This window comes from Turicimonas muris, from assembly GCF_002221595.1.
Classification (GTDB): Bacteria; Pseudomonadota; Gammaproteobacteria; order Burkholderiales; family Burkholderiaceae_F; genus Turicimonas; species Turicimonas muris.
In genome coordinates this window covers 498,503-523,824 of sequence record NZ_NHMP01000001.1, presented here as the reverse complement: position 1 = coordinate 523,824, position 25,322 = coordinate 498,503, and the positions used below count along the sequence as shown (strand labels likewise).

Here is a 25,322-nt window from a genome sequence, read left to right as displayed (position 1 = left end):
TGTTTGGTCTGGCCTTAGGGCTGCAACGGGCGAACAAAACGTACTGCCGGTTGCTACAAAATTTTAACTATCTTAAGAAATGTTATTTCTTATAGAACACTTGAATGAAAAGGAAAATCGGAATAGTTTTTTCACATAGGCAAGTATTTTTTGTATTTCAAATAAGAAAGAAAAATACTTTCAAGAAATCAATTAGTTATTCAGTTCATTCGTAGTATACTTCCTGTAAAGCGTAACTTTACAGTTAACAGGTATTGCTATGAACGAGAACCAATCTTCTCCGATCCATCCCGGACTATTTATTCGTGAACATTACCTTAATCCGCGAAATCTAACAGTAACGAAAGCAGCTGAAATAATTGGAATAAGCCGACCAAATCTGTCTAACTTTCTAAACGGTAAAATTTCAACCTCTCCTGAGATGGCTGCAAAGTTGGAAGCCGCCTTCGGAGTACCCGCTGCAAAATTGTTGGAATTACAAACTTCGTTTAACATGGCCCGGTTATCACTACAGGCCGTTACCTCAGAGACTCGTCCCTATGTGCCGCCTTTTTTAAAGATTCTGGCAAAGGATATTGTTACTTGGAGCGATACAATTTCTTCCAGAACGCACCTTCCTGTTTTGCTTAGAACGCTAGTTCACTCAACCGGAAAAGGCCTGCAAAAGGTAGATTTTCCAGGAAACGATGATGGAGAAAGACGCGGTAGTGACGGAATTATCGTGGCTGAAGGCTGCACGCCATGGATCCCCGCAGGAACCTCTACTTGGGAATTAGGAACAAAGAAAGACTTCAAAACGAAAGCCGAAGAGGATTTTCAAAAAAGCATTAACGCTTTTCGGCATAAAAGTCCAGAGAATGTAACTTTTGTTTTTGTGACTACTCGCAGGTGGCCCGGAAAAGATGCTTGGGTCGAGGAAAAACAGAAATTAAAACTATGGCGAGATGTCAGAGCCTATGATGCCAGTGATTTAGAGCAGTGGATTGAGCAATCTCCGTCAGCGCAAGTATGGTTCTCGGAAGAAACCTCTCGTCCCTCCGAAAACATTCGAACTTTAGAAAGATGCTGGCACGATTGGGCGGACTCAACAAATCCAGAGCTTGACTCTTCTCTTTTCGATCAGGCAAAAGAAACCTGGAAACAAAAGATAGAAACTTTTTTATCCGATCCTGATAACAAATCACTAAAAGTCTCAGCCGATTCTATCGAAGAGGCTCTAGCCTTTTTACATCAATCAATCTCGTTTTCATCTTTTCAAGAAGCCGCCGATAAAACTTTAGTTTTTGATAAGACAGGCACTCTTCCAAGGCTAGCTCAAGCAAATCTCGATTTCATTGCTGTGACCTATCATAAAGAAGTCGAACTGGAAGTTGCGCCGTTCTCTTCAAAACTTAAGCACATTGGCATCTATACCAAAAATGCGGTTCATACTAAAGCCGATATCATCCTACATCCTCTTACTTCTGGGAGACTCTCCAAATCTTTAAAGAAGATGGGCATTGAAGAAGACGAGATTAAAAGACTCGAGAAAAAAAGCGGTCACTCTTTAACTGTCCTCCGCCGTCAGCTCTCTCCAAATATTGCCCTTCGATACCCTCAGTGGGCACGTGAGATAAATCCTTCTTCCCCCATCATTCCTCTTACTTTAATCGGCGTCTGGTGCACTGAAGACGAAAATGACAAAAGGCTGTTAACAAAATTATGTAAATGCTCTTATGAAGAGCTAGAGAAACAAATCAGAGCCTATATGTTTCTCAGTGATTCGCCCATCTGGTCGATCGGAGAATACCAAGGAATGGTTTCTGTGTTTGATGCCCTTTTTGCCATTGCTCCTTTTATTACAAAATCAGAACTTTTCAACTTTCTCGATGTGGCGTTTGAAGTTCTCTCGGAAGACGACCCAAGCCTTGACCTTCCAGTTGATAAGAGATGGCTCGCTTCCAGCCATGGCAAAACACGGCATTGCTCCAGTGCAATGCGAAAAAGCATTGCCGAGTCGCTTATTTTGATTTCCGTTTATGGAAACGAGCTTTTCAGCCATCTTGCATATTTTGATGCTGAATTTGAAGTCGCTAGAATTATTTGCAAAATACTGAATCCCTTGACACTCAGAAAACTTGAGGCCCAAGCCGATTGTTTAAGCTACTATGCAGAAGCAGCTCCAAGAGCTTTTATTAAAATAATTAAGGATGACCTTGAGCAAGAAAAGCCGGCGGTTTTTGAATTATTCAAACCCCGCCCCACTACGCTCTTTTCTCCTTGCTATTCTTCTGGCCTTCTCTCCGCACTAGAAATCCTTGCTTGGAATCCAGATATTTTTCCAACCATAATCCAGCTCCTTGCAAAACTGTCTGTGTCAGTGATGGGCAACGGCTCGTCTTCCCCTCTGCATTCTCTTTGCTCAATTCTAAAACCGTGGATGCCCCAGACAAGTGCAGATTTAAAGTTAAGAGTCTCTACTATTGGAAGACTTTTCAAAGATAATCCGGAAGCTGCATGGAAGGTATTTTGTCAATTGATTGAGTACCTCCATCAAGAAGTTGGGAACTTCACACGAAAACCCCTATGGCGAACAGACGCTGTCGGTTACGGGAATCCTCTTGAAGACATCATCCCAGCAAATAACTTCAGGAGACATTTAATTGATTTAGCATTATCTCAATCTAGCTATAACTCTCAAATGTTTTGCGACTTAATTTGGCGTCTCCCGAGATTCTCTGAAGAACAGCAAAGCAATTTTTGGTCTGTATTAGATAAATGGGTAAAGGAGAAACCAACTCAAGATGAGCTCGCCAAAGTCAGGGAGGAGATCCGACTAAGGTTTTTTAATTCTCACGGATTCGTCCACCGCATTCATGACGTGGGATTCTCTTATTCCAAAGAACAAGCGAGAATCTTTTATAAAAAACTTCAACCCACTGACATTTACCAAACACACATGTGGTTATTTAATTTTGGCTTGGTTGACATTTCCTCTGAGAGTGACAAGCCAGAAGAGTGGGATCTACTAGACCAAGGAGAGAAACTTCTTCAGTTTCGTGTCGAAGCTCTCTCTGAAATCACGTCTTGCTATGGACTTGAGGGAATTTTTCATTTTGCAAAAATAGCTAAATGTCAAAGTTTAATTGGTGAGATCGCAATCAAGAGTGTAGTCAAATCCGAGGAGCTTGAAGATTTTTTCATTTATTGTCTTAAAAATCAGGAATTCCTTGAGTTAGCCAGAGGTGCTTCATACAACTTTAATGACGACCAAAAATGTTCATTATTTAAGCGTATAGCTCCGAAAATTGAAGAAACACTTGCAGTGGATTTATTGCTGCTTTTCCCATACCGCCAAAAAACTTGGAATTTATTAAATTCTCTTTCAGATAAAGCGTCTGACCGCTATTGGAAAAATGTGTCTTGTCTCCCACTCTTGAAAACTCAAGAAGAGGCCGTAGAGAGCATCAACAAACTGATCAGTGTAAAAAGGGCAAAAGCGGCTTTCCTTTCAGTTCAATTCCAACTCCAAAAAATTGATACAAAAGTTCTTCTGAAGATTATGAGAGCTATGTTGGAAGAAGAAGTAGGAACGTTGAATGAAGGCCCTTTGGTTCCCGATAACGTTGTTGAAGCATTAGCGTTGATTTCTTCGGACTCCACAATTCCTCTTGAAGAAAGAGCCATACTTGAATTTCAATATATAGAATTTCTTACCAAACTACCTCGCTGGCAAAAAGAACCACAGCTTCCAAGTCTAGAACAATATGTATGGGCTCATCCAGAAATCTTCGTTGAGGCCGTAGTTGGTGTCTTTAAAAGAAAGCACGGAGGAGAAGATCCTCCGGAAATAATGCAACGACCAAAAAATCCAAACATTGCCAGAAAATATTACCTATTATTGGAACATTTACATGGAGTACCTGAAAAAAACAATGGTAAAAGGAACCTGCTGTATCAATATCTAATGGGATGGATAAGCACTATAAGGGAGCAATCCAGAACACTTGATAGGATTGGGGTAACAGACGAAAAACTGGGAGAATTATTTGCTTCAGCTTTGTTGTATCAAAGTTCCGATATAAAAACAACCCTGCTAGACATAATGGAAGAATTACATTCCGAAAAAATCAGTATAGGAGTAAGAACCGGACTTTTCAATTCCAGAGGTGTGTACTCCAGGGAGCCGGGAGGAATTCAAGAAAGAGAACTTGCAGAACGGTATCAATATCAAGGAGAATTGATAAAAGAGAGCTATCCTTTCGTCGCCGATTCTGTCTATATGACGTTAAGCCGAGAGTACCAAAAAGATGCGGTTTGGGAAGCGGAGAGGGACAAGATTGAAGACCGAATAGGACTAATTTACCTCTAACAACAATTAGCACTTCTTTCCCTGGGATGACGATGGTTATCTTATACTTGGCTCCAGAAAACATTACGTATTGATCGTCAAACGCAAAAAGAGAAGTGTCTGGAATTTTGTGTCTGCCCTAATTTCATAGCGTAGTTTGTTTTCCCCGGAGAGGCCGTCGATTGCGGTGTTTATCGGAGTAGGAAAAGTAAAATGAGTTCCGTATTTTCCCTCCATCGGGCTGTTTCTGTATCTTTTTATGTACGGTTTGTTTACTTTTCAATTTCTTTTGGTTAGCATATCAGTAACAACATCCCGCAAGCTTAGCTCTTCAGTTCATCTGAGGATGATGCTCACTCCGCGGGATTTCTTTTTCTTACAACACCAAGATGAAGTCTAAGCCAGAAAAGAAATTTAATAAGCCTCACACAACATTTGCTGAGCAAGTTGACAAACTCAGGGAAAGAGGTCTCACAGTTTTAGATACAACTAAAGCGGAAAAACAACTGGAGACGATTGGATACTACCGACTAAGCTCCTATTTCTTTTTTCTAGAAGAAAAGAATTCAGATGGTTCAAGGAGCCACAAATTCTGTAAAGGCGCAACATTCGATGACGCTATGAGATTTTATGTTTTCGATCAAAAATTAAGATTGCTTGTTATGGAGGCTATAGAACGAATCGAGGTGTCTTTACGATCTTCATGAGCTCACAAAATGTCTGAGTTTAATGGATCCCATGCTCACATGGACTGGACACTGTTTGAAGATTTCAACTAATATCAAGAAAGTCTCAATTTATTAATTAAGGAAGTATCACCCACACGAACTTCGTCTACTGAAATCAAGCATTATTTTGATAACTATTCGACTCCGCCTATTCCACCAATTTGGATGGTCACATCTTGTATGAATTTCGGCGAACTTCTACGCTGGATTAAGAACACAAAGAGTACCCCCGTAAAACTCCGTAGGGGTGCCGAACATTGATCTTTTTAAAGGGATCATGCGCAACTTTCAGACATTAAGAAATATATGCGCCCACCACAATCGTCTTTGGGATCGAAAATTTAATACAAGACTCCCCCTCATAGAGAAACATTTAACCTCTCCTATGGTTAAGAACCCGAAAGGAAAAAACGAAGCTGACAACAGGATTTATAACGAACTTCTGATTTTATCCCACATAATGAGCACGTTAAATCCAACATCCACCTGGAAACTAAGAGTTAAAGAACTCGTTCTAGATTTTCTAAACCAAAAAGAACAATCAGAGCTTGGTTTCCCTTTGAACTGGGAAAGCGAAAAGATCTGGCTTAGCTAATTATCTGTGGTTTTCTGCGCAGGATCTCCCTTCCTCGCAGAATCCTGTTAAACACCTCCGATTCCGCCTCTACATAAAGTTCTCCACAGCCGCCGATGACTCTTTTCACTGACAAATCCCGCGGACAAGCTTCCCAAGGGGCCAAAATGAAAACGTATCTAACGATGGCACCGAACTAGTGGCGATACCACCATGAATTGGAAGGAGATCGACTTTCACATCAGAAATTCAGTGATTAGACGCTTCTCCTTCTAAGAAATTCTTCCAATTTTTTAAACCTCTTATCTTCCCGAATGTTAGGTAGATGAACAGAGATCTGGTCTAAGCATTCTGTTAAGTCACCGATATCCAAAAATCGATACTGATTTGGCTTTTCGGAGATCATAGTGTCCAACATGGATAAACTCTCATCTGGGAATTGTTCGCAAAGGGTAGATTCTCGAAGCATATTTATCACAACCGATATCTCCTCAATACTCGAGATCCAAGGATGCACGATCCTTAAGGACTCAGGAAATCTTTTACCACTAGCTAAAGCAACTTTCGCAAAATCCTTGGCTATCCGGGGAGAAACTAAGTCCTTTGATTTAGGCCAAATCTTTTGAATAAAAGGCCGAACTCGTGATCGCCAGTAAATTTCTTTTTTAGCATCCGTACTTTGAAATGCTTGAAGTAGCGCTTGAGAGGCTTTTTCCAAGTCCTCTTTTTTGAATTCTCTGAAAGCATTAATCAAGTTCCTGTTTGTAACCCCTTCAGGCAGCATCAACGCTAGATACGTGAGAAACGTCGCATATTGCTCCCTATACCTTCCTAGCTGTTCAATATGTTTTGCCGTTTCAAACCATTGTTCTTTTACAGGAGAAAACAGAGGAATGTAAAGACGAGGAGACCATAAAAAACCTTGCCAGACGCAACTAGCTTCCCTTGGATTCTCCCAATCAAAAAATGGGATCAAATGCTTTTTAGTCCATTCCGGATCAATTCTAAATAGGTTAATCGTGTTCGAGGCAAGAATGACCCTGGCTGGGGCAAACAAAGAAAATTTGCGGTTGCAGAACATATCTAAAAATTCTCTGTACTCGAGGGGAATACATTCTTTATCACTAAACTTTCTTTTGTTGATTTGGTTAATAATCGAAGAAGCTAAATTTCCTGCGGGTTTGGTGATTGCTGAAGTAACTGCATCTTCAGACTCATAAATATTCTTTAATAAAGAATCGACCTTGGAGTTTTGTAAGGTTTCGAGAAGTATTCGGCAACAGTCAAGGATTTCTTTTTCTGGAACAACAGAAATTTGAGAGCTGGACTCAAGCCACGAACTGAATGAAGGAAGAAGAGCCTCAGGGATAATTACCTCTTTCGAAATTACGATAGGAGCCAGATCTTTCCAAGATTTCTCTGCGATTCCTTTTTGGCTCCATGTCTGTAAAGCCGCCTGCCATGCACCTTCAGGCCATTTATTTTGGCGAGCTAGGGAAATTAATGCCTGCATACAAACTTCATAAGAACTTCGGCAAACCTCTATCCACTTACTTCGGAAGAATAATCTTTGGACGTTCTTGTTTCTTCTTAGCCACTCAATAAGATCATTCAAATTTGCAGGAGGGACTTCAAGTGCAGAAAACTCCTTAAAGCCTGGATCTCCTGGGAAAGATAACCACCGTGTGAATTCCTCTCTTTCCATTTGATATGTCGTCCATTCTGGATGACTTTCAGAAATTTTTTCAAGACGTGAAGCGGCTTTCTTACTTAAAGGAAGACCTGAAAGTTTTAGTTTAATGAGGCGCAGCCAAATTTCATGTTCTTTTATTTCATTCCACCGTGCAGGTTGAAGACTCTCAGAATACATATCTCTCGGAGGCCCTTGTAAAATTTCAGACTCTAATTGTCGTTGAGTTCGTAACTTTAATTGGCTACCCTGAAGGACTAATAATCGACATGTCTCCCTTTGTGTTTCTACCGCCCACAAACAGAAAGCGCCATTTGCCAATAACCACGCAACCCAAATTTTTGGAGGAATGTCTTTATTTTTACTTCCAGCGAAAAGCGCTAAGCGTTTAAAAGTAATTTGAGATTGTTCAAACCAGTCTAATACCCGCTGAGTGGCTCGGGCCACGTCAATATCAAGAAGTCTCAGCCAACAATCTCTTAGCAGTTGAACAAGAAGAGTCCAACCGTCGAATCTCGGGTTCTGTGGATGTTCCTCAACAGAAGGAAGATCAAGATAAGAAATATCTGGCCACGGGTCATAATCGTTGAGTTCAAGAAATAAATCTAAGGCATCTTTTAGGACTAGTTCTAACTCAGAAACTAGCAACAACAAATCTTCTTTTGTAATATTCGAAAGAGCATTTTTTATTGTTTTTATTGCTTCAGTATCCTTCAGAGTAAGCTCACACCTCACCCAGTCGCGTTTATCGGGAGTATTCTCTGCGCTGAAAGTTTTACGTAAAACTACAACCGGTGATAGTCTTCTTCGAAGATCAACTCGGGCTATCGAACTCATTCCTTTTATTTTTAAACTATTGGGCCAATAATCTTCACGTAGACTTCTCATCCGTCCTGTGAGAAGTGCTCGCCAGAGTTTTTCCATCCGTGAACTGGGAATTGAAAATGGATGCTCCTTTTTAAAATTCTCAGCTTGAGTTTTCGAAAAGGAGCTGTATCGATTTAATGTATATGTAAACAAAAAGTTAAGTCGAGGAGAGATACAACCTCCCTGCGCTGAGAACCACAATATTAACCGAGGGTCATTTAAGTAGAAAGTTAGCCAGTGAGCCAATTCGTAGAACACGTTATCCCATTTAGTAACTGGGAAACCGGTAAGATTCATCCATGCGCCAAACTCATAGGACGCAGGTCTATTAAACATACTGAACTTAAGTGATGAATCTTTCTCGTTTCGGGAGGTTATTCCAAATCTGGGAAGGTCTTTGCTAGAAAAATTATTCTGAGTAAATACATCAAAAAACCAGTCGAGAGGGGGAGTAGGCTTTGACTCGGCGAAACGTTTTGCCGGCAATCCAGAAGGATCAGATAGAGCCCATAGCATTCTACCGACGAAGTCATCCTGGGGTGTACTGTTTTGAGGATGCGCTAAACTTAGCTGAAGAACAAGGCTCTCTTTAGCTCCAATTCCGCTTGTATAAGCAGCCGCCCAGGCTTGCAAGGACTTATGCAGTCCAATATGTTTATCTCCTCTTGTCCCCGAATAGTAAAGAATTGGTCTTACCCCTTTGGCTTCCCATTTACTTTTCTCCTCATCTTCTTTTCCCGGAGAGTAGCCAGCAAATACCCAAGCTTGAGGAGTCCTCTCTCCCAATCTCCTATCGGCAGCCAGTGCATCCATCATATAGCGCATAACAGGGTCATTAATACCGTATCCTACAAAGATGACAACCCAATTTCGAAAAAGTTCGGTTACGAACCGAGCAGCCCAACGTTCAGTTAAGTAGGCTAATCCAAAATCCCCACTTGTCATTACTAAACTGTTCAAGTCTGAGTTTTGTATAACATCTTTAGGCAACACACCGTGAAGAAAGACCAATCCGTCCCAACGACTCGTTTTAGGGATCGGTAAGGATGGAGCCCCATACTCTTTTAACGGCATCTTTATTTTTTTAGCCGCTAAATGAAACAGACGATCGTAATTTGTGGTTACCAACCTTAAATGACCGTCACGGGACAGACCTAGCTGTAAAAGAGCCTGGTGGGTTTTGGTCGCCCCTCTTTTACTAGGAGTAGGGGTCAAGATCTCTGGAATAACCTCTCTTAGTTTTTCCCTGCCCCCAGTAAGCCGACGTTCAAATTGATCAAGGGTGATGTCGAATTGCTTGGTCTTAAATGCCTCTTCCTCACTTTTAGATTTAATTTCTCCATTCAATTCATAGATTTTTTCTACAAACGCCTCGAAGCCGGGTAAGCCCGCTGGAATCGAAATGCCAGCACCACAAAAAAACACGACACTGCCTTCTTCATGAGCCTGCAGAAGTTCATTCGGAATATCCGGACCATTTTTAATAAATTGCATATTTATCTTCCTTGTATTTCGACTCAGATGACTCGTTGCTCAGCCGTTAGGCAGAAACCAGTGCTCAAGCAAGAGCTTTAGACAGGGCGCTAATTCGAGGCTTGTTCTCAATCCGATCTGTTTCATACTGTCCAAGATGCGTGCTATTTTTTCTTATGTTTAGGGCTCTCAGAACTAACAAACCAGGTTACTACGAAGATATATTACAGCTTGGAACTCTTCTAAGGATGAAAGGAAGATTTTTCTTGAAAAGTTCAACCGAAGGCCACGGAGGTAGAAGAAAGCCTCCGAGAATAACCACCACGAATCATTGTCCTACAGTTCAATGCAAGACCTTAATAAAAATCTTTAGAAAAAATTTTATCAACCAATAGAATCCGTCTGTTGCCAATAATGAAAAGTGTCGTAATCGTGAGATAAATAACAAGGGAAACCGAAAGTTCGCAAGGGTTCTAACTTCCTGGAATAAAATAAAAAATAACTTTAAGATTTAGTATAAAAACCTCTTATGAGCCAAGATAAAAAAAGTAGACCCTATATCAAATTAGTAAAGATTAAAAATTTTAGAAAATTTAAAGCCTTTACTTTCACTCCTAATGAAAAAACGAATATTATTGCTGGCTCCAATGAGTCTGGAAAATCGTCTCTTCTTGAAGCCATTGACCTCGTAATTAACGGGAACGTCAAAAGAATCGAGGCCCTCGGTTTAGAAAAGATATTCTGCAAGGAGACAATAGATAGCCGGAATCTTACAAATCACCCAAGCATTGCTCAACTTCCTCAATTAGAAGTGGATTTATTCTTAGCAAACATTGATTCTGAAGAATTTAAAGGGACTAACAATCTTCTAAAACAAAATGACTTTGGTATACGGTTACTTATCGATCCAAATCCTGAGCTCTTTTCGGAGCTTCAGCAGATTTTAAACGAGGGGTTAACTGTCTTTCCTTTCGAATATTATCGAGTTCGATTTACTACATTTGCAGACCAACAACTCTCCCCTTTTAAGAAAAAAGTCAGCTCTATTCTGATTGACAACTCAAACATTAGCAGTCTTTCCGCAAACAGGGACTTTATTAACCGAATATATTTAGCCAGTCTCGGAGAAAACCATCTCCAAACAAAAGCCAGACACTCCCAAGAATACAGAAAAATCAGAGAAGAGTTCTCAAATAAGAATTTGCACTCACTTACAGCGCCGATAGCCGGTGCCACCATGACCGTAACAGATATGAGATTAAGTCTCTCAACAAAATCTCAGAAAGAGTTTGAGAATGATTTAATGGTATATAAAAAAGATATTCCACTTGATGAACATGGAATGGGTCTTCAATCGTTCATCAAAACTGAATTTGCCTTATCTAAATCAAAAGAAAACTTTAATCTAATTTTAATAGAGGAGCCAGAAAATCATTTAGCTCCGGACTTATTAAAAAAACTAATAAGCAACCTTTCTCAGAATATAGACTCTCAACTTTTTATAACAACCCACAGCAGCCAAATAGCTACTGGGCTTGCTTTAAATAATATGCATCTTTTGCCCTCTTCTGGAAAAGAACAACCAGTGAAATTAGAAGAACTAGCTGAAGAGGAAACCGCAGATTTTTTCAAGAAGGCCCCGTCTAACAATCTTATTGAATTTGCGTTGGCGAAGAAAGTAATCCTGGTTGAAGGACCTTCTGAGTACTTACTCCTTCCTTTATTTTATAAAAAAGTCAGAGGTTCTTCTCCGGATAATGATCAAGTCATCATCATCAGCGTTGGTGGAATCTGCTTCAAAAGGTATCTTGACATAGCATTGAAACTAAAATCCAAAGTTGCCGTGATTACCGATAATGATGGGGATATTCAGACCAATTGCGAAGAACGGTATGAAAAATACACTGAGAACAAAGACATTTGTGTTTTTTGTGGAGATACTAAAGAGGACTTTACTTTTGAAGTAACTGTCTATAAGGCAAATGAAGAATTATGTAATAACTGCTTCACGACGCATCATAATACATTAGATTACATGCTTAAAAACAAAACCGAAGCCGCATACCGTTTATTAACCTCTCATGGTGAAGAACTCCGGACACCTTCCTACATAGTACGTGCCATTAACTGGATCTCTGCAGAATAAAGCCCAACGGCTTCGATAGAGCTTTCCTTTCGTATCTTTCATCATTCTCGTTATTAAGCCAACTGGAGAAGCATAAGAATACTATGGAAAAAAAATAATTTTTGCCGTTGCCGGATCAGGAAAAACAACCCATATTATTAATTCGTTAAGTAAAGAAAAACGCTCCTTAATTTTGACGTATACCGAGGAAAATTATCAAAATCTTTTCTCAAGGATTAGTCAAAAATTTGGAGGCACCTTTCCCTCCAACGTTACTTTGTTGACCTATTTCCGTTTTCTTTATTCCTTCTGCTATAGGCCTTTTTTAGGAGACAAATACAAAGACACCGGCTTGTTTTTTGATCAGCAAGAATCCCGCTCCGCACAGTCCGAAAAAGCACCTTCACTGACTTTCAATAATTCTGGTATGGATACATTGATTTCGTACTATATGACTAAAAACAGAAAACTAAAGGCGAATTTGTTAGCTAAGTTACTCATTTCTTTTGATGAAGTTCACAACCTAGTCCATCAAAGAATTCAAGAATTTTATGACAACCTCTTCATTGACGAAATACAGGACTTTGGAGGCTTTGATTACGATTTCATCATAGATATTGCAGAAACAATCGATTGTTGCTATGTAGGAGACTTTTACCAACACACTTATGACACAAGCAGGGTTGGTAATAAAAACAAGAATCTTCATAAGAACATTGACAACTATGTAATGCGTTTTAAGAAACAAGGATTTCAAATAGATAGAGAAACATTATCAGGAAGTTATCGTTGCCCCCCACATATTTGTCAATTTATTCAGGATAAGTTAGGTATCAAAATTTCCTCTCTTTGTCCTAACTCTAGAAACGGGATGATAGGACTCGTAACAGAACACGAAAAAATTTCCAGGCTATTGGCAGATCCCCTCATCGTAAAGCTTATGTACAAGGACAGCCATCAATTTGGGGATAAGTTTAAGAATTGGGGTGAAGTAAAAGGAGTTGATAATTTTAATGACGTTTGTATCATTTTGACTACTTCCGCATCTAACTCTCTAAAGGCCAAAGATAATTTCTTAGGCTTATCTGCCACGACTCTTCATAAGCTATACGTCGCCATATCCAGAAGTCGGAGAAATTGTTTTTTAATAACTCAGAAAGATTTCAAAGAACATGTACCGCAGGAATATACTAACTCCATAAACGCCGGAGCTGAAAATCCAAAGAAGATGGAGCAACTTTTCTTAGATTTATGTTAGTGAGATTAGAGTATTTTTGAATTTAAGGATGTAAATAATTTTAGGTCTTGTCTGATTTAACAGATCGTTTAGGGCATAGTTAAACTTCTAAGCAATTTATAGGAAAATCGAAGATCGATATTTGTCAGCTAACTATCCCGAAAGTTTGAGTTAAGTAACGATAAATCCGAGCTCCTTTAAATGGGAAACTTTCACCCGCCTCCATTACTTCACGGCAGTGCTGAAAACTCTCCAATACGTGGCCTGAAAACTCTTTAGAATCTCTTCTTAAACTTCTGAGGCGGTGAATCTCTCTGCCCGCAGTCAAGTACCGTTACCTTTACTGAGGGTCTGCTCTATACCTTTCGACTCATGACTTAAACACTTAACATGAGGAAAACTTGAGTACTGTTACCACCGAAAAGTTCTCTTAATTAATCTAGAGGAAGTATTTTGACAGCCTCTGTAATTCAAAGCCTCTAAAGCTATAGAACACACTTTAGAGGCTTAAATCTTTTAGAACCTCTCTAAAAATTACTTCAAAGAAGCAGCTGCATTTTCACCGGCAATCTTTCCGTATGTCAAACCAATAATCGCGGCAAAACCAACCTCGTTAGCATAAGCTTCATGTCCTGACGCGGCTCCAGCGGCATACAACCCAGGAATAACCTTTCCTTTTTGATCCAATACTTCTGCCTTTGTATTAGTCTTAAGTCCTCCATAAGTTGACTGCATGGAAGGAGTAACCAATGCAGCATAGTATGGCGGCTTAATCATTGGATATTGGATCTTTCTGTTGAATTCTTTGTCGTTCTTAAGGCCAGCCTTGCAATCTGCTATATATTTATCGACTGTAGAGATGAACTGTTCCTGATTGACATCGAGTTTCTTTGCCAATTCAGGGATGGTATCGGCTTTTACAAAATACCCTGCTTCCACATAGTTTCTCATCAACTTCAAATTATCCATTGCAGTTTGATCTACAACAGCATATGCAATATGCTCCGGCTGCTTCATCATAGCTTTACTCTTGAAGTTGATAGACGCATGATTCTCATCGACAAATCTTTTTCCGTCTTTGTTAACCAATATAGTGTAAGGAGTGATAGCCGTAAGGGAAACACCGTCCTTAGCAGTAAGCGGATGACAAAGGTAATTCACCTTGATTTGTTCCATTGATGCGGTCGCTGCTCCTAACTTCTGAGCCATTTTGACTCCGTCGCCGGTCAATGAAGCGGCACCGGTTGTCGGACGGTTCATCCACTCCGGAGCATAACGCTTCAATAATTCAGGGCTGGCTGAGAAGCCACCGGTAGCAACAATGGCAGCCTTGGCTAGAACATTATAGTCACCGTCGGGAGTAGAGACCTTAACGCCGGATGCTCTGCCGTTATCAGACAAAATTTCCACAACTTTGCTGTTAAGGCGATAAGGAATATTGTCCTTCTTTACCTCCTTACTAAGTGCCTTGATAATGTGAGGCCCAGGAGCACTGCCGTCCTTGATGATATGGAAATATTTATCTTCTTGGAATCTTCCAAACGGAACTCCGAGATCCATCAACCAGTCGATAACTTCTCCACCTCTCCGAGCGTAAGTTTCAACATTTTCCTTATTAATAGGAACGTTTTTATCCTTAGCCTGCTTCATCAGCAAATCTACGTAATCTTGTGTAGTTTTTCCTTGAATTCCTTTTTCTTTAATTAATTTCGTGCCTCCAGCTGTGATCCCGGTAGAAATATTCATGGAATCGCCGGCCCCGAGCATTCCTTGTTTTTCCAAGACAAGGACCTTAGCACCTCCTTCATGCGCAGCTATCGCCGATGTCAGCCCAGCAATGCCCGAACCAATTACGACAACATCCACTTTTTCGTCTTTTGGTTTTTGGGAGTTCTTGGCTACTGCAGGAGCAACTAAAAGCGGAGAGATATCCTTAGAAGCCTTGCTCAACGCATCTTTACAGGCATTGATTAAACCTTGGCTGCTGAAAGTTGCTCCTGAAATGTTGTCTACCTTAAGGGTTTGGTTAGATATTATTTCATTTGGAATTTTTTCCATCGGAGCATCTGACAATCCGGCAGACTCTTTATGACTTATGACTTTGACGGCTGAAATTTTATGATTGTCTACCGTTACTTCTACCTTAATCGGACCATTTCTTCCAGTGGCTACCCCTTCATAGGTCCCGGGGTTAAAGGCAACTTCCGATGCGGAAGCAAAACCAAACGAGGCCGCGCATACGCACAGTGCCAGCATTTTAGGATGAATTTTTAACATGGCAGTCTCCTTGTTAATACGACTTGAGATATTCATAATTTAAGAAATTCAGTACTTAAGTAGCAAAACTCTTAGACTTTGTTATAAAGAAGAGGTGTGCATGTTAAGAATCGTCATCTTTTTGTTGGCTACCTTCTGTTTTTCATTGACTTGGGCAAATGAAAAAGTCGTTCTTGCCGTCAGCCTGGACCCACCTCAGGACAACAACGTCAAGATCATTGAACCAACAATTCAAGCATTGAAGAATACTTTCGGTAAAGATAATCTAGAGATTCTTAGACTTCCGCTTCCTGCCTTAGAAGAATGTCTTGAAAGTGGTAAAGCTGACCTTTTTCTCTCTACTTCCGGCCTTTCTAGGAGAATGACTCAGAAAGGTGCCAAAGAATTGACCACAATGGTTTCAGATCGCCTTCCCGATCCTAATAAAGCATATGGCACGTTGTTTATTACGCGGGCCGACAGCTCTATCCTCACCGTCGAAGATATGAGAAACAAATCAGTAGCGATCAACTTAAAAGGAGGGTTCTACGGACATCAAATTGGTTTAGGAGAACTGGCAGACAGAGGCTACGACCCACATCATTTCTTTGGCAGAACGGAGTTCGTCGGGCGAGATCTAAGAAATGTCGTAAAGGCCGTGATTTCCGGGAAAACCGATATTGGTCTTCTTTCGACATGCTTTTTAGAAGATACTTATCCGAAGGGAGATAAGGTCTGGCAACAAATTAAGCCAATAGGATTAAAACCAGAGTCGACCGTCTGCATGTCTTCTACAAAGCTGTATCCCAACTGGTCATTTTCCTCCATGCCGGGGGCATCTCCGGAAGTAGCCAAAAAAGCAATACTCGCACTTTTAACGATGCCAAGAGTACCCGGCGGATACAGTTGGAGCATAGGCACAGACTCAACCAGATCCGACGAATTATTTAAGTCACTTCAATTGGGCCCTTTCGGCTTCTTAAACGAATGGTTTTCTCAAGAGCTTTGGAACCATTATTCCTCTTGGATCGCTTTGGTCCTTCTTCTCCTTGTCTTGTTTGCCGGAACTTCTTTTGTTTTAAGCAAACTTGTGAAAAGAAGAACCAAATCCCTCAGCGACTCTCTCGAAAAACAGAAAATACTTCAACGGAAGGCCCAAAAAGCACTGGAAAGGGCTGCGTCACTCGAAAAACTTGGAATTGTTGAACAAATGAGCTCAATTCTTGCCCACGAGCTTCGTCAGCCGTTCACAACCATCAAAGCATTTATATTCGGTGCCCAAAGAAAAGCTCAAAAAAATGCTTTATCGAACGAACAGTTTCTAGAAATTCTTCAAAAGATACAAAAACAGACTGACAAACTTGAAGGCATTGTGGATCATGTGCGCTCCTACGCAAAGCGTAAACAACCCGAGCTGAAGATCTTTGATTTGGGAGAAGCCGCTAAAGCTGCCATAGAAAATTTTGTGGACTGCGGTAATTTCCATGGAGAATTAAAAAAAGAAATCCAGCATGGTCTTAAAGTCAACGGCTCGGCCTTAGAAATAGAATTACTTCTCAATAATCTTCTAAAAAATGCTGCCGAATCAATCACAGCAACAAGCGCAAGCCATCCAAAAATTGATATAAAGCTCGAACAAATTGGTGATAATGCGGTTCTTTCCGTCTCGGATAACGGAAATTTTTCTCCTAAGCAAGCTGATGAAAGCACCCTCCTCACCAGTTCTAAGGAAGAAGGTCTTGGACTTGGGCTGCTAATAGTGAAATCAATCGCGAGAAAACACGGCGGAACATTTAAACTCGAGGCGCGAAAAGCCGGCAATGGAGCAATCGCAACCCTTTCTCTCCCTTTAATCCATGAAAACAAACAAAACTGAAAAACCTACAGTCAGAATTATCGATGACGATCTCGATCTTCTTGAAGGGTTAGCCTATATGCTCGAAGAAGAAGGATGGCAGGTTAAAACCTATCCAAATGCCGACTCATTTCTAACCCTAGATGATCCGGAAGTTCCCGGCTGCCTTATCCTTGACTACCTAATGCCAAAAGTGAATGGAGTGGAACTTCAGAAACAATTAAAAGACAAAGGTTTTTCTCAGCCCGTAATATTTCTGACTGCTCATGCAGACTTGGATATGGCAATTTCCGTCTTTACCAAAGGGGCCTTTCACTTATTGAAGAAACCAGTTGATCCTCTCACGCTTCTTCAAACCATAGAAGAAGCCACCGCAAAAGATAAAAATGCGAGAAGCGAGAGCCGTTATTCCAACTTCGATAATAGATGGAGCTTATTGTCTCAAAGAGAAAGACAAGTTATCGAGTTAGCCATGCAAGGATTAATGAATTATCAGATTGCTGAAAGGTTAAATCTAAGCGAAAGAACAATCGAAAGCCACAGATTCAATGCTTATAAAAAGTTAGGCATTTCTGCCATAGAAGATATAAAACGACTAAGAAATGACTGAAACACTCTTCTACCAAGGTCCCAATGGCGGGAGAGCAGACACTGGCCACCGAAGAGCAAACTAAGTTGGATGAACTAACTTTTATCTATTCTCCGAACCCAGAGGTAGAAAAGAATAAGGCTTCAGCACCATTTCTTTCAGAACACACTGGACCAGACGAGTACCATGAAGAAAAGTCCAATCGAGAAGATGTGCGACCATCGCAACAAAATGATCACTAAGGGTAAAGCGAAAAGAATTTACAGAAGAAGCTAAGGGTAAGCCTAAGTCATTTACCGGGAAGATACCTCCAAACAGAAAACATCCCAACCGTTAAAAGATTATTTACCGCCGGTTTTGACTTCAGCGGCAGAAATAATGTCAGCATTGGCCGAATTAGAATCGGAATTTCGTGCTATATGTGCAGCATTACCAAACGTCATTCTTTCGATTGTAAGCCAATGACCTGCAAGACAGAATGCCGTAGCTTTACCGCAAAAATGTCTAATCAGCCTCTGCGGTCCGATTAAACATATGTAAAAAAAATGGGACTTATTGAATCTATATCTGCCAAGAGAACTCAACTCAACCAACTGATTTAAAAAGAAGAATGCTAGTTCTCTGATGGTCTGCTATTTACTTTTTTCTGAAAAAAGCAAATCAGCCATTTCCTCAAAAAATGCCAGACTTTTTTGACCTCGGGCTTCATTAGCATTGTAGATATCTAAAGCAAATGAATTAATCAGGCAGATCAGCGGCGAAAGACCGTCTGTGAACCTGTGATAAGTGATAGGTACTATCAACGAAACACCGGCATGTTTTAATAACGGCGAAAATTCACTATGGGTTACTAAAATGATTTTGCATTGCTGTTTTTCCAAAAGCGTCAAAAGATCTAAAGAGAGCTTCGGATATCGGGGCATTCCAAAAAACAATGTTACATCATCTTCCCCTAAGGTTTGGAGCCGCCCTACCGCATCCAAAGAGCTCAAGCTCATATACTCTACATTCGGCCTAATCTTGCCTAGGGAATAAGCACCGTACAAAGCGACCGGTTCGCTAGCTTGCTGCCCGACGATAATAATCTTTCTTGCATTTAAAAGAAAAGCCAACGCCTGCGTATAGTCTTTTTTACCTATCGACTTAACGGCCTTAGCAAGCTGTTCTGCCTCTTTATTAAAAACTAAATCTAAGGTGTCTTCTTCGACAGGTGTTTGTTGTACTCGGTCCACAGCAGTCAACTCTGACTGTAAAACTTCCTGAAAAACACTCTGAAAATCTGAGTATCCCTTGAATCCTAATGAAACACAGAAACGGTTAATCGTTGTATTGCTAACGCCGCTCTTCAAAGATAACTCTGTAGTAGTCATAAAAGCCACGGCTTTGTAATTCTCAAGAATGTACGAAGCAAGCTTCCTCTGCTGGCTGGAATACGACTTCAGATTTTCACGGATATTTTCGAGCAAAACCATAAAACACTTGCAAAATTCAAATCAATGGAGGAAAATTTTCGTTGTTACTTATTTATGAAAAATATTTTCCATTATCTCAAGGAGGAGACATGTCAGAAATGTTCTTCATGCAGGTTATTGTAGTCGCAATTGCTATCGTAATCGGTGCAAAACTTGGCGGAGCCGGATTAGGAATAGCCGGCGGCGCTGGCTTGTTCGTTTTAACTTTTGTGTTTGGACTGAAACCTGCCGCGCCCCCGATTGATGTCATGCTGATCATCACCGCAGTTGTGACTGCCGCCGCAACACTTCAAGCCGGAGGCGGACTAGATCTTTTAGTCAATTTAGCTGAGAAGCTTTTAAGAAAGCACCCAAAACACATCACCTTTCTAGCGCCTATTGTTACTTATCTCAGCACTATCTTCTGCGGAACCGGGTATGTCAGTCTTTGTCTGTATCCTGTTATCGCCGAAGTTGCAACAGAAGCAGGCATTCGTCCTGAAAGACCAATGTCGATTGCTCTAGTAGCCAATCAACAAGCTATCACCGCAAGCCCTCTTTCGGCAGCCGTTGCGGCCATGCTTGTTGTAATGGCACCATTCGGAATAACGTTAGGAACTATCCTCTCCGTAACTTTACCCGCCACTATCATCGGCTGCTTTATCGGAGCATTGTCTGTTTACAACAAAGGAAAAGAACTTTTAGACGATCCTGAATATCAGAAGAAAGTTGCCAACGGCGAAATTCAAAAAATTGAACCCGGAAAATTCACCGAAAGAAAAATCACGAAGAGCGCTAAATTATCCGTCATCATTTTCTGTTTCTTCATCGCTGCTATTGTTCTTTTCGGTTCCTTCAGAGACCTTTCTCCTTCTTGGATGATTGACGGCAAGAAAGTCTCTCTCAGCATCCCGGAAATTCTTGAAATTCTCATGCTCTTGGCTTCCTGCATCATGGTTTTATGCTGCAAAATTTCTCCGGCAAATGTAATCAAGAACTCGGTATTCCAATCCGGCATGATGGGCGTGGTCTCAGTTTTCGGTATTGCCTGGATGATGGATACATTCTTTACTGCCAACAGACAGTTGTTTATTGATGCCCTTTCCGGAGTCGTTGCTCAGTACCCCTTCTTATTTGCGGCAGTGCTTTTCTTCTTCTCTTCAATTTTCTTCAGTCACGGTGCAACAGTTCGCGCCATTATGCCTCTTGGCTTAACACTTGGAATTTCTCCGAACAACCTTATAGCCATGCTGACAGCAACCAGCGGCTACTTCTTTATTCCAACCGGAGGATTAACTATTGCTTGTGTTGCCTTTGACCGCACAGGAACTACCAAGATCGGCAACTACATCCTTAATCACAGCTTTATGCGTCCGGGCCTCATCACATTGGTGACTTCTTTAATTATTGCCTTCGGCATGATCCAGATCGTTATGTAATCGGAGAAAAATAAATGAGACAAGATTCAGACTTAATTGGTTCAATGGAAATCCCAGATGATCTCTATTATGGTATTCATACGATGAGAGCCCTACCGGTAGGTGATGTTAGCTCCGTCAAACTAAATCACTATCCGGAGATCATCAAAACAATGGCCAAAATAAAGAAGGCCTGTGCAAAAGCTAACGAGCAAATCCATGCTCTAGATGCCAAAGCAGCCGCCGCCATTGTTCAAGCCGCTGAAGAAATGGAACAGGGAAAGTTCAATGACCAAATATTTGTGGATATGTACAACGGGGGCGGAGCCATTGCCATCAACATGGTTGTCAATGAAATTATTGCCAACCGAGCTAACGAGATTCTCACAGGTCATAAAGGCTACGACAAAGTACACCCAAATACACACGTCAACATGTGTCAATCTACGAATGACGTCGTGCCTAGCGCCATGAAGATCGTATCCTATGAGGCAGCAAAGGGATTAATCAGTGCCGTCAAAGAACTTGAAAAGGCTTTAGAAAAGAAGGCTGCGGAATTTAAGGGAAAGATTAAGCTCGGGCGCACTTGCTTGAATGACGCATTGCCTATGACTTTTGAGCAAGAATTTTCAGGTTATCAGAAAGGAATTGAAAGACAGAGAGTACGCTTGGAAAAAGCCTTGGAAGACTGGCTTAGTCTTACTCTTGGGGGCACCGCCATAGGCACAGGCGTAGGCACAATGCCAGGCTACACAGAAAAACTGTACGAGATCCTAAAACAAGATGTGAATCCGCTTATCCGCCAGGAAGCCAATCTGTTTGACGGTATGCAGAATGCCGATTCCTATTTGTATCTCTCGGGCATTGTGAAATGTCTGGCAGTTGTTCTCAGTAAAATCTGCTACGACCTTAAACTCATGGGCTCCGGTCCTTTTGCCGGCTTTGGTGAACTTATCCTACCAACAGTCCAAGCGGGATCTTCCATCATGCCGGGAAAAGTTAATCCGGCAGTTCCTGAGTTAATGGTTCAGATTGCTCAACAGATTTGCGGCAACGACACTACTATCACAATGGCTGTGGAAAAAGGCGAATTGGAACTGAATATCGCTGATCAAATTCTTCTTAAGACGCTTCTTGATTCCATTAATCTTTTGCGCCGAGGCATTCCCATCCTCATTCACCATTGCATTAACGGGCTTAAGGTTAATGAAGAAAAAACGAAACATGACGCGGAAAGGTCTACAGCTCTGGTTACGTCATACAGCATGCTTCATGGCTACAAACAGGCCTTGAAGCTTGCGTTGGAGTCAATTGAGAAAAATCAAACGGTAAAAGAAACAGCTATTAAAAGCGGGAGACTCACGGAAGAAGAAGCCGAAAAATTATTTGATCCTCTTCTTCTTACTGACGTCAATTTGCTGCATGATTTAATACAAAAGTTCAAGAGCCAGAGAGATATTTAACACAACTTCTAAGCTTGTTTTCAAACTAGCGTAAAGCTTAATCCTCTCATGTCTTATCCTGTGGGCTGGGAGGATTTTTTGCTCTTCATGAATTGTCCTGCTAGGGTGTCCTAAAGCCTGGCTTATAGAATACGCTACCATTTCCCGTAGTACGTAAAAAGCCATATAAAAGAACTTTGTGAGAAAAGATATCCGGAAATCGTCTGGGGAAAGTGGGTGTGGACCAATGGAAAATCAAGAAACTGTTTTAAAGAATTAATCCGTTACATCAGCATAAGTTTATGTGCCATAGATGGAACCGATTTCATGAAACAGATTATCAAAATGCGAGAGCCTCCAAGAACAATTTAAGTTAGTGGGTAGTTTATTAGTTACAAACTAAGTTGTTCTTGTACACTTATCAGCCTCTATGGGCTGATAAGACGCGTTAGATAGTGAGCTTACTTTTTGAATATCTTTTCTCTATGGTATTTGAGAAAATTTTTACTTTCTTCTTGTAGTCCGTTTAATTTAAGTCCAGACTGTATTCCGAACTTATCTTTTATTTTACTGGAAGTTATAATTGTACCGTCATCATTAAAAGATATATACCCCTTATCAAAAAGAAAGTCATAATTAAAAGCAAGTAAAAGCACATTATTTAGATTTAGCCGATTCTCGGGGCCAAGTCTCCACGGTACAATGTGAGAACAAACAAGAAGTTCGCTGTTGCTTTCACCGCTTATTTGGCATTTACCGTTATGAAGAGAGATTAATTTTTCTCTTAACCACTTCTGACCAATTCTTTGAGTTGTTTTTCGGATTGTCTCTGTATCTAAGTGGAGTAGTTCAAGTTTTTTTTCAAGTTCAGAAATTTTTTTTGTAATATCTTCAGTATTGTATCTAGCGTCAAGCTCTTGATAAAGTCGACAGGCTTCAACTTGGTACTTTTTATTGATTGCCTTAGAGCCTTGTTGTGCAAAATTATTTAATTTTTCAAACCGTTGGATAATTTCTTCCACGCTTACAAGCGGAGAATTAAGGTTCAAGTAAATTAAATTGAGTTCCGCGAATTTCGTTTTGAGATCTTCCGTTACTAAATCCAGTCGATATTTTTTTATTTCTTCTTTATCAGGAATATGAATTTTGTCGCGTGCAAACTTTCCAAAGCCAATAATTCCTTGAATATAGTTTTTTTGGGTGCTGTACAAAAGAAAATTCTGACCCCTTTTGATTTGATTACAATTTATTTTCCAGTACCCATGCTTCTCTTTTTGAAATCGCTCTAATAATTCTTTCGGATATTCTTCCTCTTTCCAATTTAATCTGATGATATCCATATTCATTTCCTTAAGTAAGGTATATAAGGATAGAAGATAATTCAGAGGGAGAGGCATAGGTTGTCATAATACTTTCCCGAGAGAAATTATAGGAAAGAAACATGGATAAAATATCTTGGAGATACTGAAGTACTTCAAAACGTTTTGGCGGGTAAATTGTCTTTTTTTTCTTACCCTCCCCCATTTCCGTTTTTGAGAAGTCGAAAAAAACTTGTTCCTCGCGAAAATCATAGTAAGCATTAAGTTTGGATGAGCACTCCAGGAAGAAAGCGAATTAACAAAGTAAGAGAAGATTCGCCTACCACGGCCAATAGCACCCTCCCCTTCTGACAAGGACAATCCCTACGAATGAGATTTGGTGAAGCATCGAACAAATCTTGAATACAACAATTCTAACAGCCTGGACGCAAAGGATATTAACACTAAAAGTTCTCCCCTTAAGATAAAAAAATAGTTAAATATAATAATTTTTATACGTATCGAGTGATTTTTTCTCTTAACTGGTATAATAATTTCAAAAGACAATGAGGCCATAAGATGTTAATTGCCATTTCTATTAAAAATTGGAAATCTTTCAAAAACCAAGTCTCTTTCACAATGGAAGCTGGCAGAGAGAAGAATCACTCTGAAACAGTTGTTAAATTAAAAAAATTTAGATTAAACCTTTTACCCATCGCTGCCATCTTCGGACCAAATGCTTCGGGTAAATCGAACTTCGTCAAAGCCTTCTCTTTTCTTCAGAATCTCATTGTCGACCCAAACAGAGTCTTCTTGTCGACTGAACCATTTGGATTCCGCCTTGACCCTGAAACCAAAAATCAACCTACTGAATTAGGTGTTGATTTATGGCTTAATGATAGTGTTTACAGTTATTCTTTAGTGCTAAATAAGCAAAAGATATTAAACGAGAGGCTTTCGTTCAAAAACACAAGCTCTGAGAAGATTTTGTTTCAAAGAGAAGGTGCAGAATTAACCCCCGGCAAACTCTTAAAAAAAGAGGTTTCTACCGACTCTATCAAATTCATAACTCCTTTTTTGCAGAAAAACTATACTGCCTTAAGTCTTCTAGGAGAGGCAAAGATAAAAAAAATTCTTCCTGTTTATAACTGGTTTAGGGACTCACTACGAATAATTACCCCCGACTCCATCTCCATAACAAAATTTGAAAAGAATGCAGAGGATGATCTTTCAGACCTTGGAACAGGAATTTGTTCGATAAAAGCCACTCCTTTCTCTGAAGAACTTCCGGAAGACATTAGACGTCTCAGTTCGGACTTACCTTCCGGTTCTGTTTTAAATGTCAGAGATCCTAGGTTGGGCGCCTTAAGAATTAGTCGCGAGGATGAAAACAGAGGGATAAAAGTTGAGAAGCTCATGGCTGTCCACAAGAATACTCAAGGAGACGAGGAGCTTTTCTCTTTTACGGATGAATCCGATGGTTCTTTGAGGCTCTTTGATCTAAAACCAGCATTTGATAAATTGAATTCTGCTAATGAGACCTTAACGTATGTCATAGACGAACTTGACAGAAGTTTACATACTAAGCTCACGAGTCATCTTATTGCTAGATACACGGAGGAATGCAATGAAGACTCTCGGAAGCAACTAATTTTTACCACCCACGATGTCCAATTAATCGATCAAGGACTCTTTAGAAGAGACGAACTATGGATTTGCGAAAGAGCTGAGGACGGGTCATCGGAACTCTATGCTATTACAGACTTTAAAGACTTGCGAGTAGACAAAGATATTCAAAAAAGTTACCTGCAAGGGATAATGGGAGGACTGCCTAGACTCTTGGCCTCACGTGCTGAGCATAATGAAAATTTTTTAGAGCCTGTGTTTCCGAAGACCATTTCTTGCTCTTTGATTTCCTTCACAAATCTCAGAGAAGTAGAGCAAACTCCTTGTCAGACTCCGATTAAATTTTTTCTCTCTGAGTTATAA

The 25,322-nt window shown here is 40.4% G+C and carries 13 protein-coding genes and 1 pseudogene; 10 read left to right on the top strand and 4 right to left on the bottom strand.

Annotated elements, in window-relative coordinates:
* The first annotated feature begins 259 nt into the window (after window positions 1-259).
* The 3 genes and pseudogenes from ADH67_RS02430 to ADH67_RS02415 all read left to right on the top strand — a co-directional run bounded on the left by ADH67_RS02430 (window position 260) and on the right by ADH67_RS02415 (window position 5,653).
* On the top strand, window positions 260-4,351 hold the full coding sequence (locus tag ADH67_RS02430; protein ID WP_066591285.1) for a HigA family addiction module antitoxin: 4,092 nt from the start codon (window positions 260-262) through the stop codon (window positions 4,349-4,351).
* Between the two features lie 368 nt (window positions 4,352-4,719).
* Window positions 4,720-5,319 (top strand): annotated as a pseudogene (locus ADH67_RS13735) (Abi family protein).
* On the top strand, window positions 5,306-5,653 hold the full coding sequence (locus ADH67_RS02415; protein ID WP_336580985.1) for an Abi family protein: 348 nt from the start codon (window positions 5,306-5,308) through the stop codon (window positions 5,651-5,653). Before ADH67_RS13735 ends, ADH67_RS02415 begins: the two are co-directional and overlap by 14 nt.
* Before the next feature lie 235 nt (window positions 5,654-5,888).
* Here ADH67_RS02415 and dsr1 read toward each other — a convergent pair whose 3' ends face one another.
* Window positions 5,889-9,683, bottom strand: a complete 3,795-nt coding sequence (gene dsr1 / locus ADH67_RS02410) for an anti-phage defense-associated sirtuin Dsr1 (protein WP_066591281.1) — start codon at window positions 9,681-9,683, stop codon at window positions 5,889-5,891.
* A 508-nt stretch (window positions 9,684-10,191) separates the two neighbouring features.
* On the opposite strand from dsr1, the gene ADH67_RS02405 reads away from it, so the two are divergent.
* Together ADH67_RS02405 and ADH67_RS02400 are read left to right on the top strand one after the other, a co-directional pair.
* Entirely contained in the window at window positions 10,192-11,808 is a 1,617-nt protein-coding gene (locus ADH67_RS02405; protein ID WP_066591280.1) for an ATP-dependent nuclease, read from the top strand.
* 331 nt (window positions 11,809-12,139) lie between these two features.
* Window positions 12,140-13,045 (top strand): hypothetical protein, encoded by a 906-nt coding sequence (locus ADH67_RS02400; RefSeq protein ID WP_066591278.1) that lies wholly within the window; start codon window positions 12,140-12,142, stop codon window positions 13,043-13,045.
* 513 nt (window positions 13,046-13,558) lie between these two features.
* Here the strand turns inward: ADH67_RS02400 and ADH67_RS02395 are convergent.
* Window positions 13,559-15,301, bottom strand: coding sequence for a flavocytochrome c (locus ADH67_RS02395; RefSeq protein ID WP_084081417.1), 1,743 nt, complete (start codon window positions 15,299-15,301; stop codon window positions 13,559-13,561).
* 100 nt (window positions 15,302-15,401) lie between these two features.
* On the opposite strand from ADH67_RS02395, the gene ADH67_RS02390 reads away from it, so the two are divergent.
* Together ADH67_RS02390 and ADH67_RS02385 are read left to right on the top strand one after the other, a co-directional pair.
* Entirely contained in the window at window positions 15,402-17,156 is a 1,755-nt protein-coding gene (locus ADH67_RS02390) for a sensor histidine kinase (protein WP_066591276.1), read from the top strand.
* The gene (locus tag ADH67_RS02385; RefSeq protein ID WP_066591274.1) at window positions 17,137-17,745 is read left to right on the top strand and encodes a response regulator transcription factor; all 609 of its coding nucleotides are present in this window, start codon (window positions 17,137-17,139) and stop codon (window positions 17,743-17,745) included. The genes ADH67_RS02390 and ADH67_RS02385 overlap by 20 nt, the downstream gene beginning before the upstream one ends.
* Before the next feature lie 611 nt (window positions 17,746-18,356).
* Here the strand turns inward: ADH67_RS02385 and ADH67_RS02370 are convergent.
* Window positions 18,357-19,196, bottom strand: coding sequence for a MurR/RpiR family transcriptional regulator (locus ADH67_RS02370; protein WP_066591266.1), 840 nt, complete (start codon window positions 19,194-19,196; stop codon window positions 18,357-18,359).
* Between the two features lie 89 nt (window positions 19,197-19,285).
* Here ADH67_RS02370 and ADH67_RS02365 point away from each other — a divergent pair, with 89 nt between their 5' ends.
* Window positions 19,286-20,614: an anaerobic C4-dicarboxylate transporter family protein gene (locus ADH67_RS02365; RefSeq protein ID WP_236578453.1), complete on the top strand. Its 1,329-nt coding sequence runs from the start codon at window positions 19,286-19,288 to the stop codon at window positions 20,612-20,614.
* 14 nt (window positions 20,615-20,628) lie between these two features.
* Complete coding sequence (locus tag ADH67_RS02360) at window positions 20,629-22,056, top strand: aspartate ammonia-lyase (RefSeq protein ID WP_066591265.1); 1,428 nt, start codon at window positions 20,629-20,631, stop codon at window positions 22,054-22,056.
* Between the two features lie 440 nt (window positions 22,057-22,496).
* On the opposite strand, the gene ADH67_RS02355 is transcribed toward ADH67_RS02360, so the two are convergent.
* Window positions 22,497-23,375 carry an HNH endonuclease gene (locus ADH67_RS02355; RefSeq protein WP_066591264.1) on the bottom strand — a complete coding sequence of 293 codons (879 nt, stop codon included), beginning with the start codon at window positions 23,373-23,375 and terminating at the stop codon, window positions 22,497-22,499.
* Window positions 23,376-23,912: 537 nt separating this feature from the next.
* On the opposite strand from ADH67_RS02355, the gene ADH67_RS02350 reads away from it, so the two are divergent.
* Window positions 23,913-25,322: an AAA family ATPase gene (locus tag ADH67_RS02350; RefSeq protein ID WP_066591263.1), complete on the top strand. Its 1,410-nt coding sequence runs from the start codon at window positions 23,913-23,915 to the stop codon at window positions 25,320-25,322.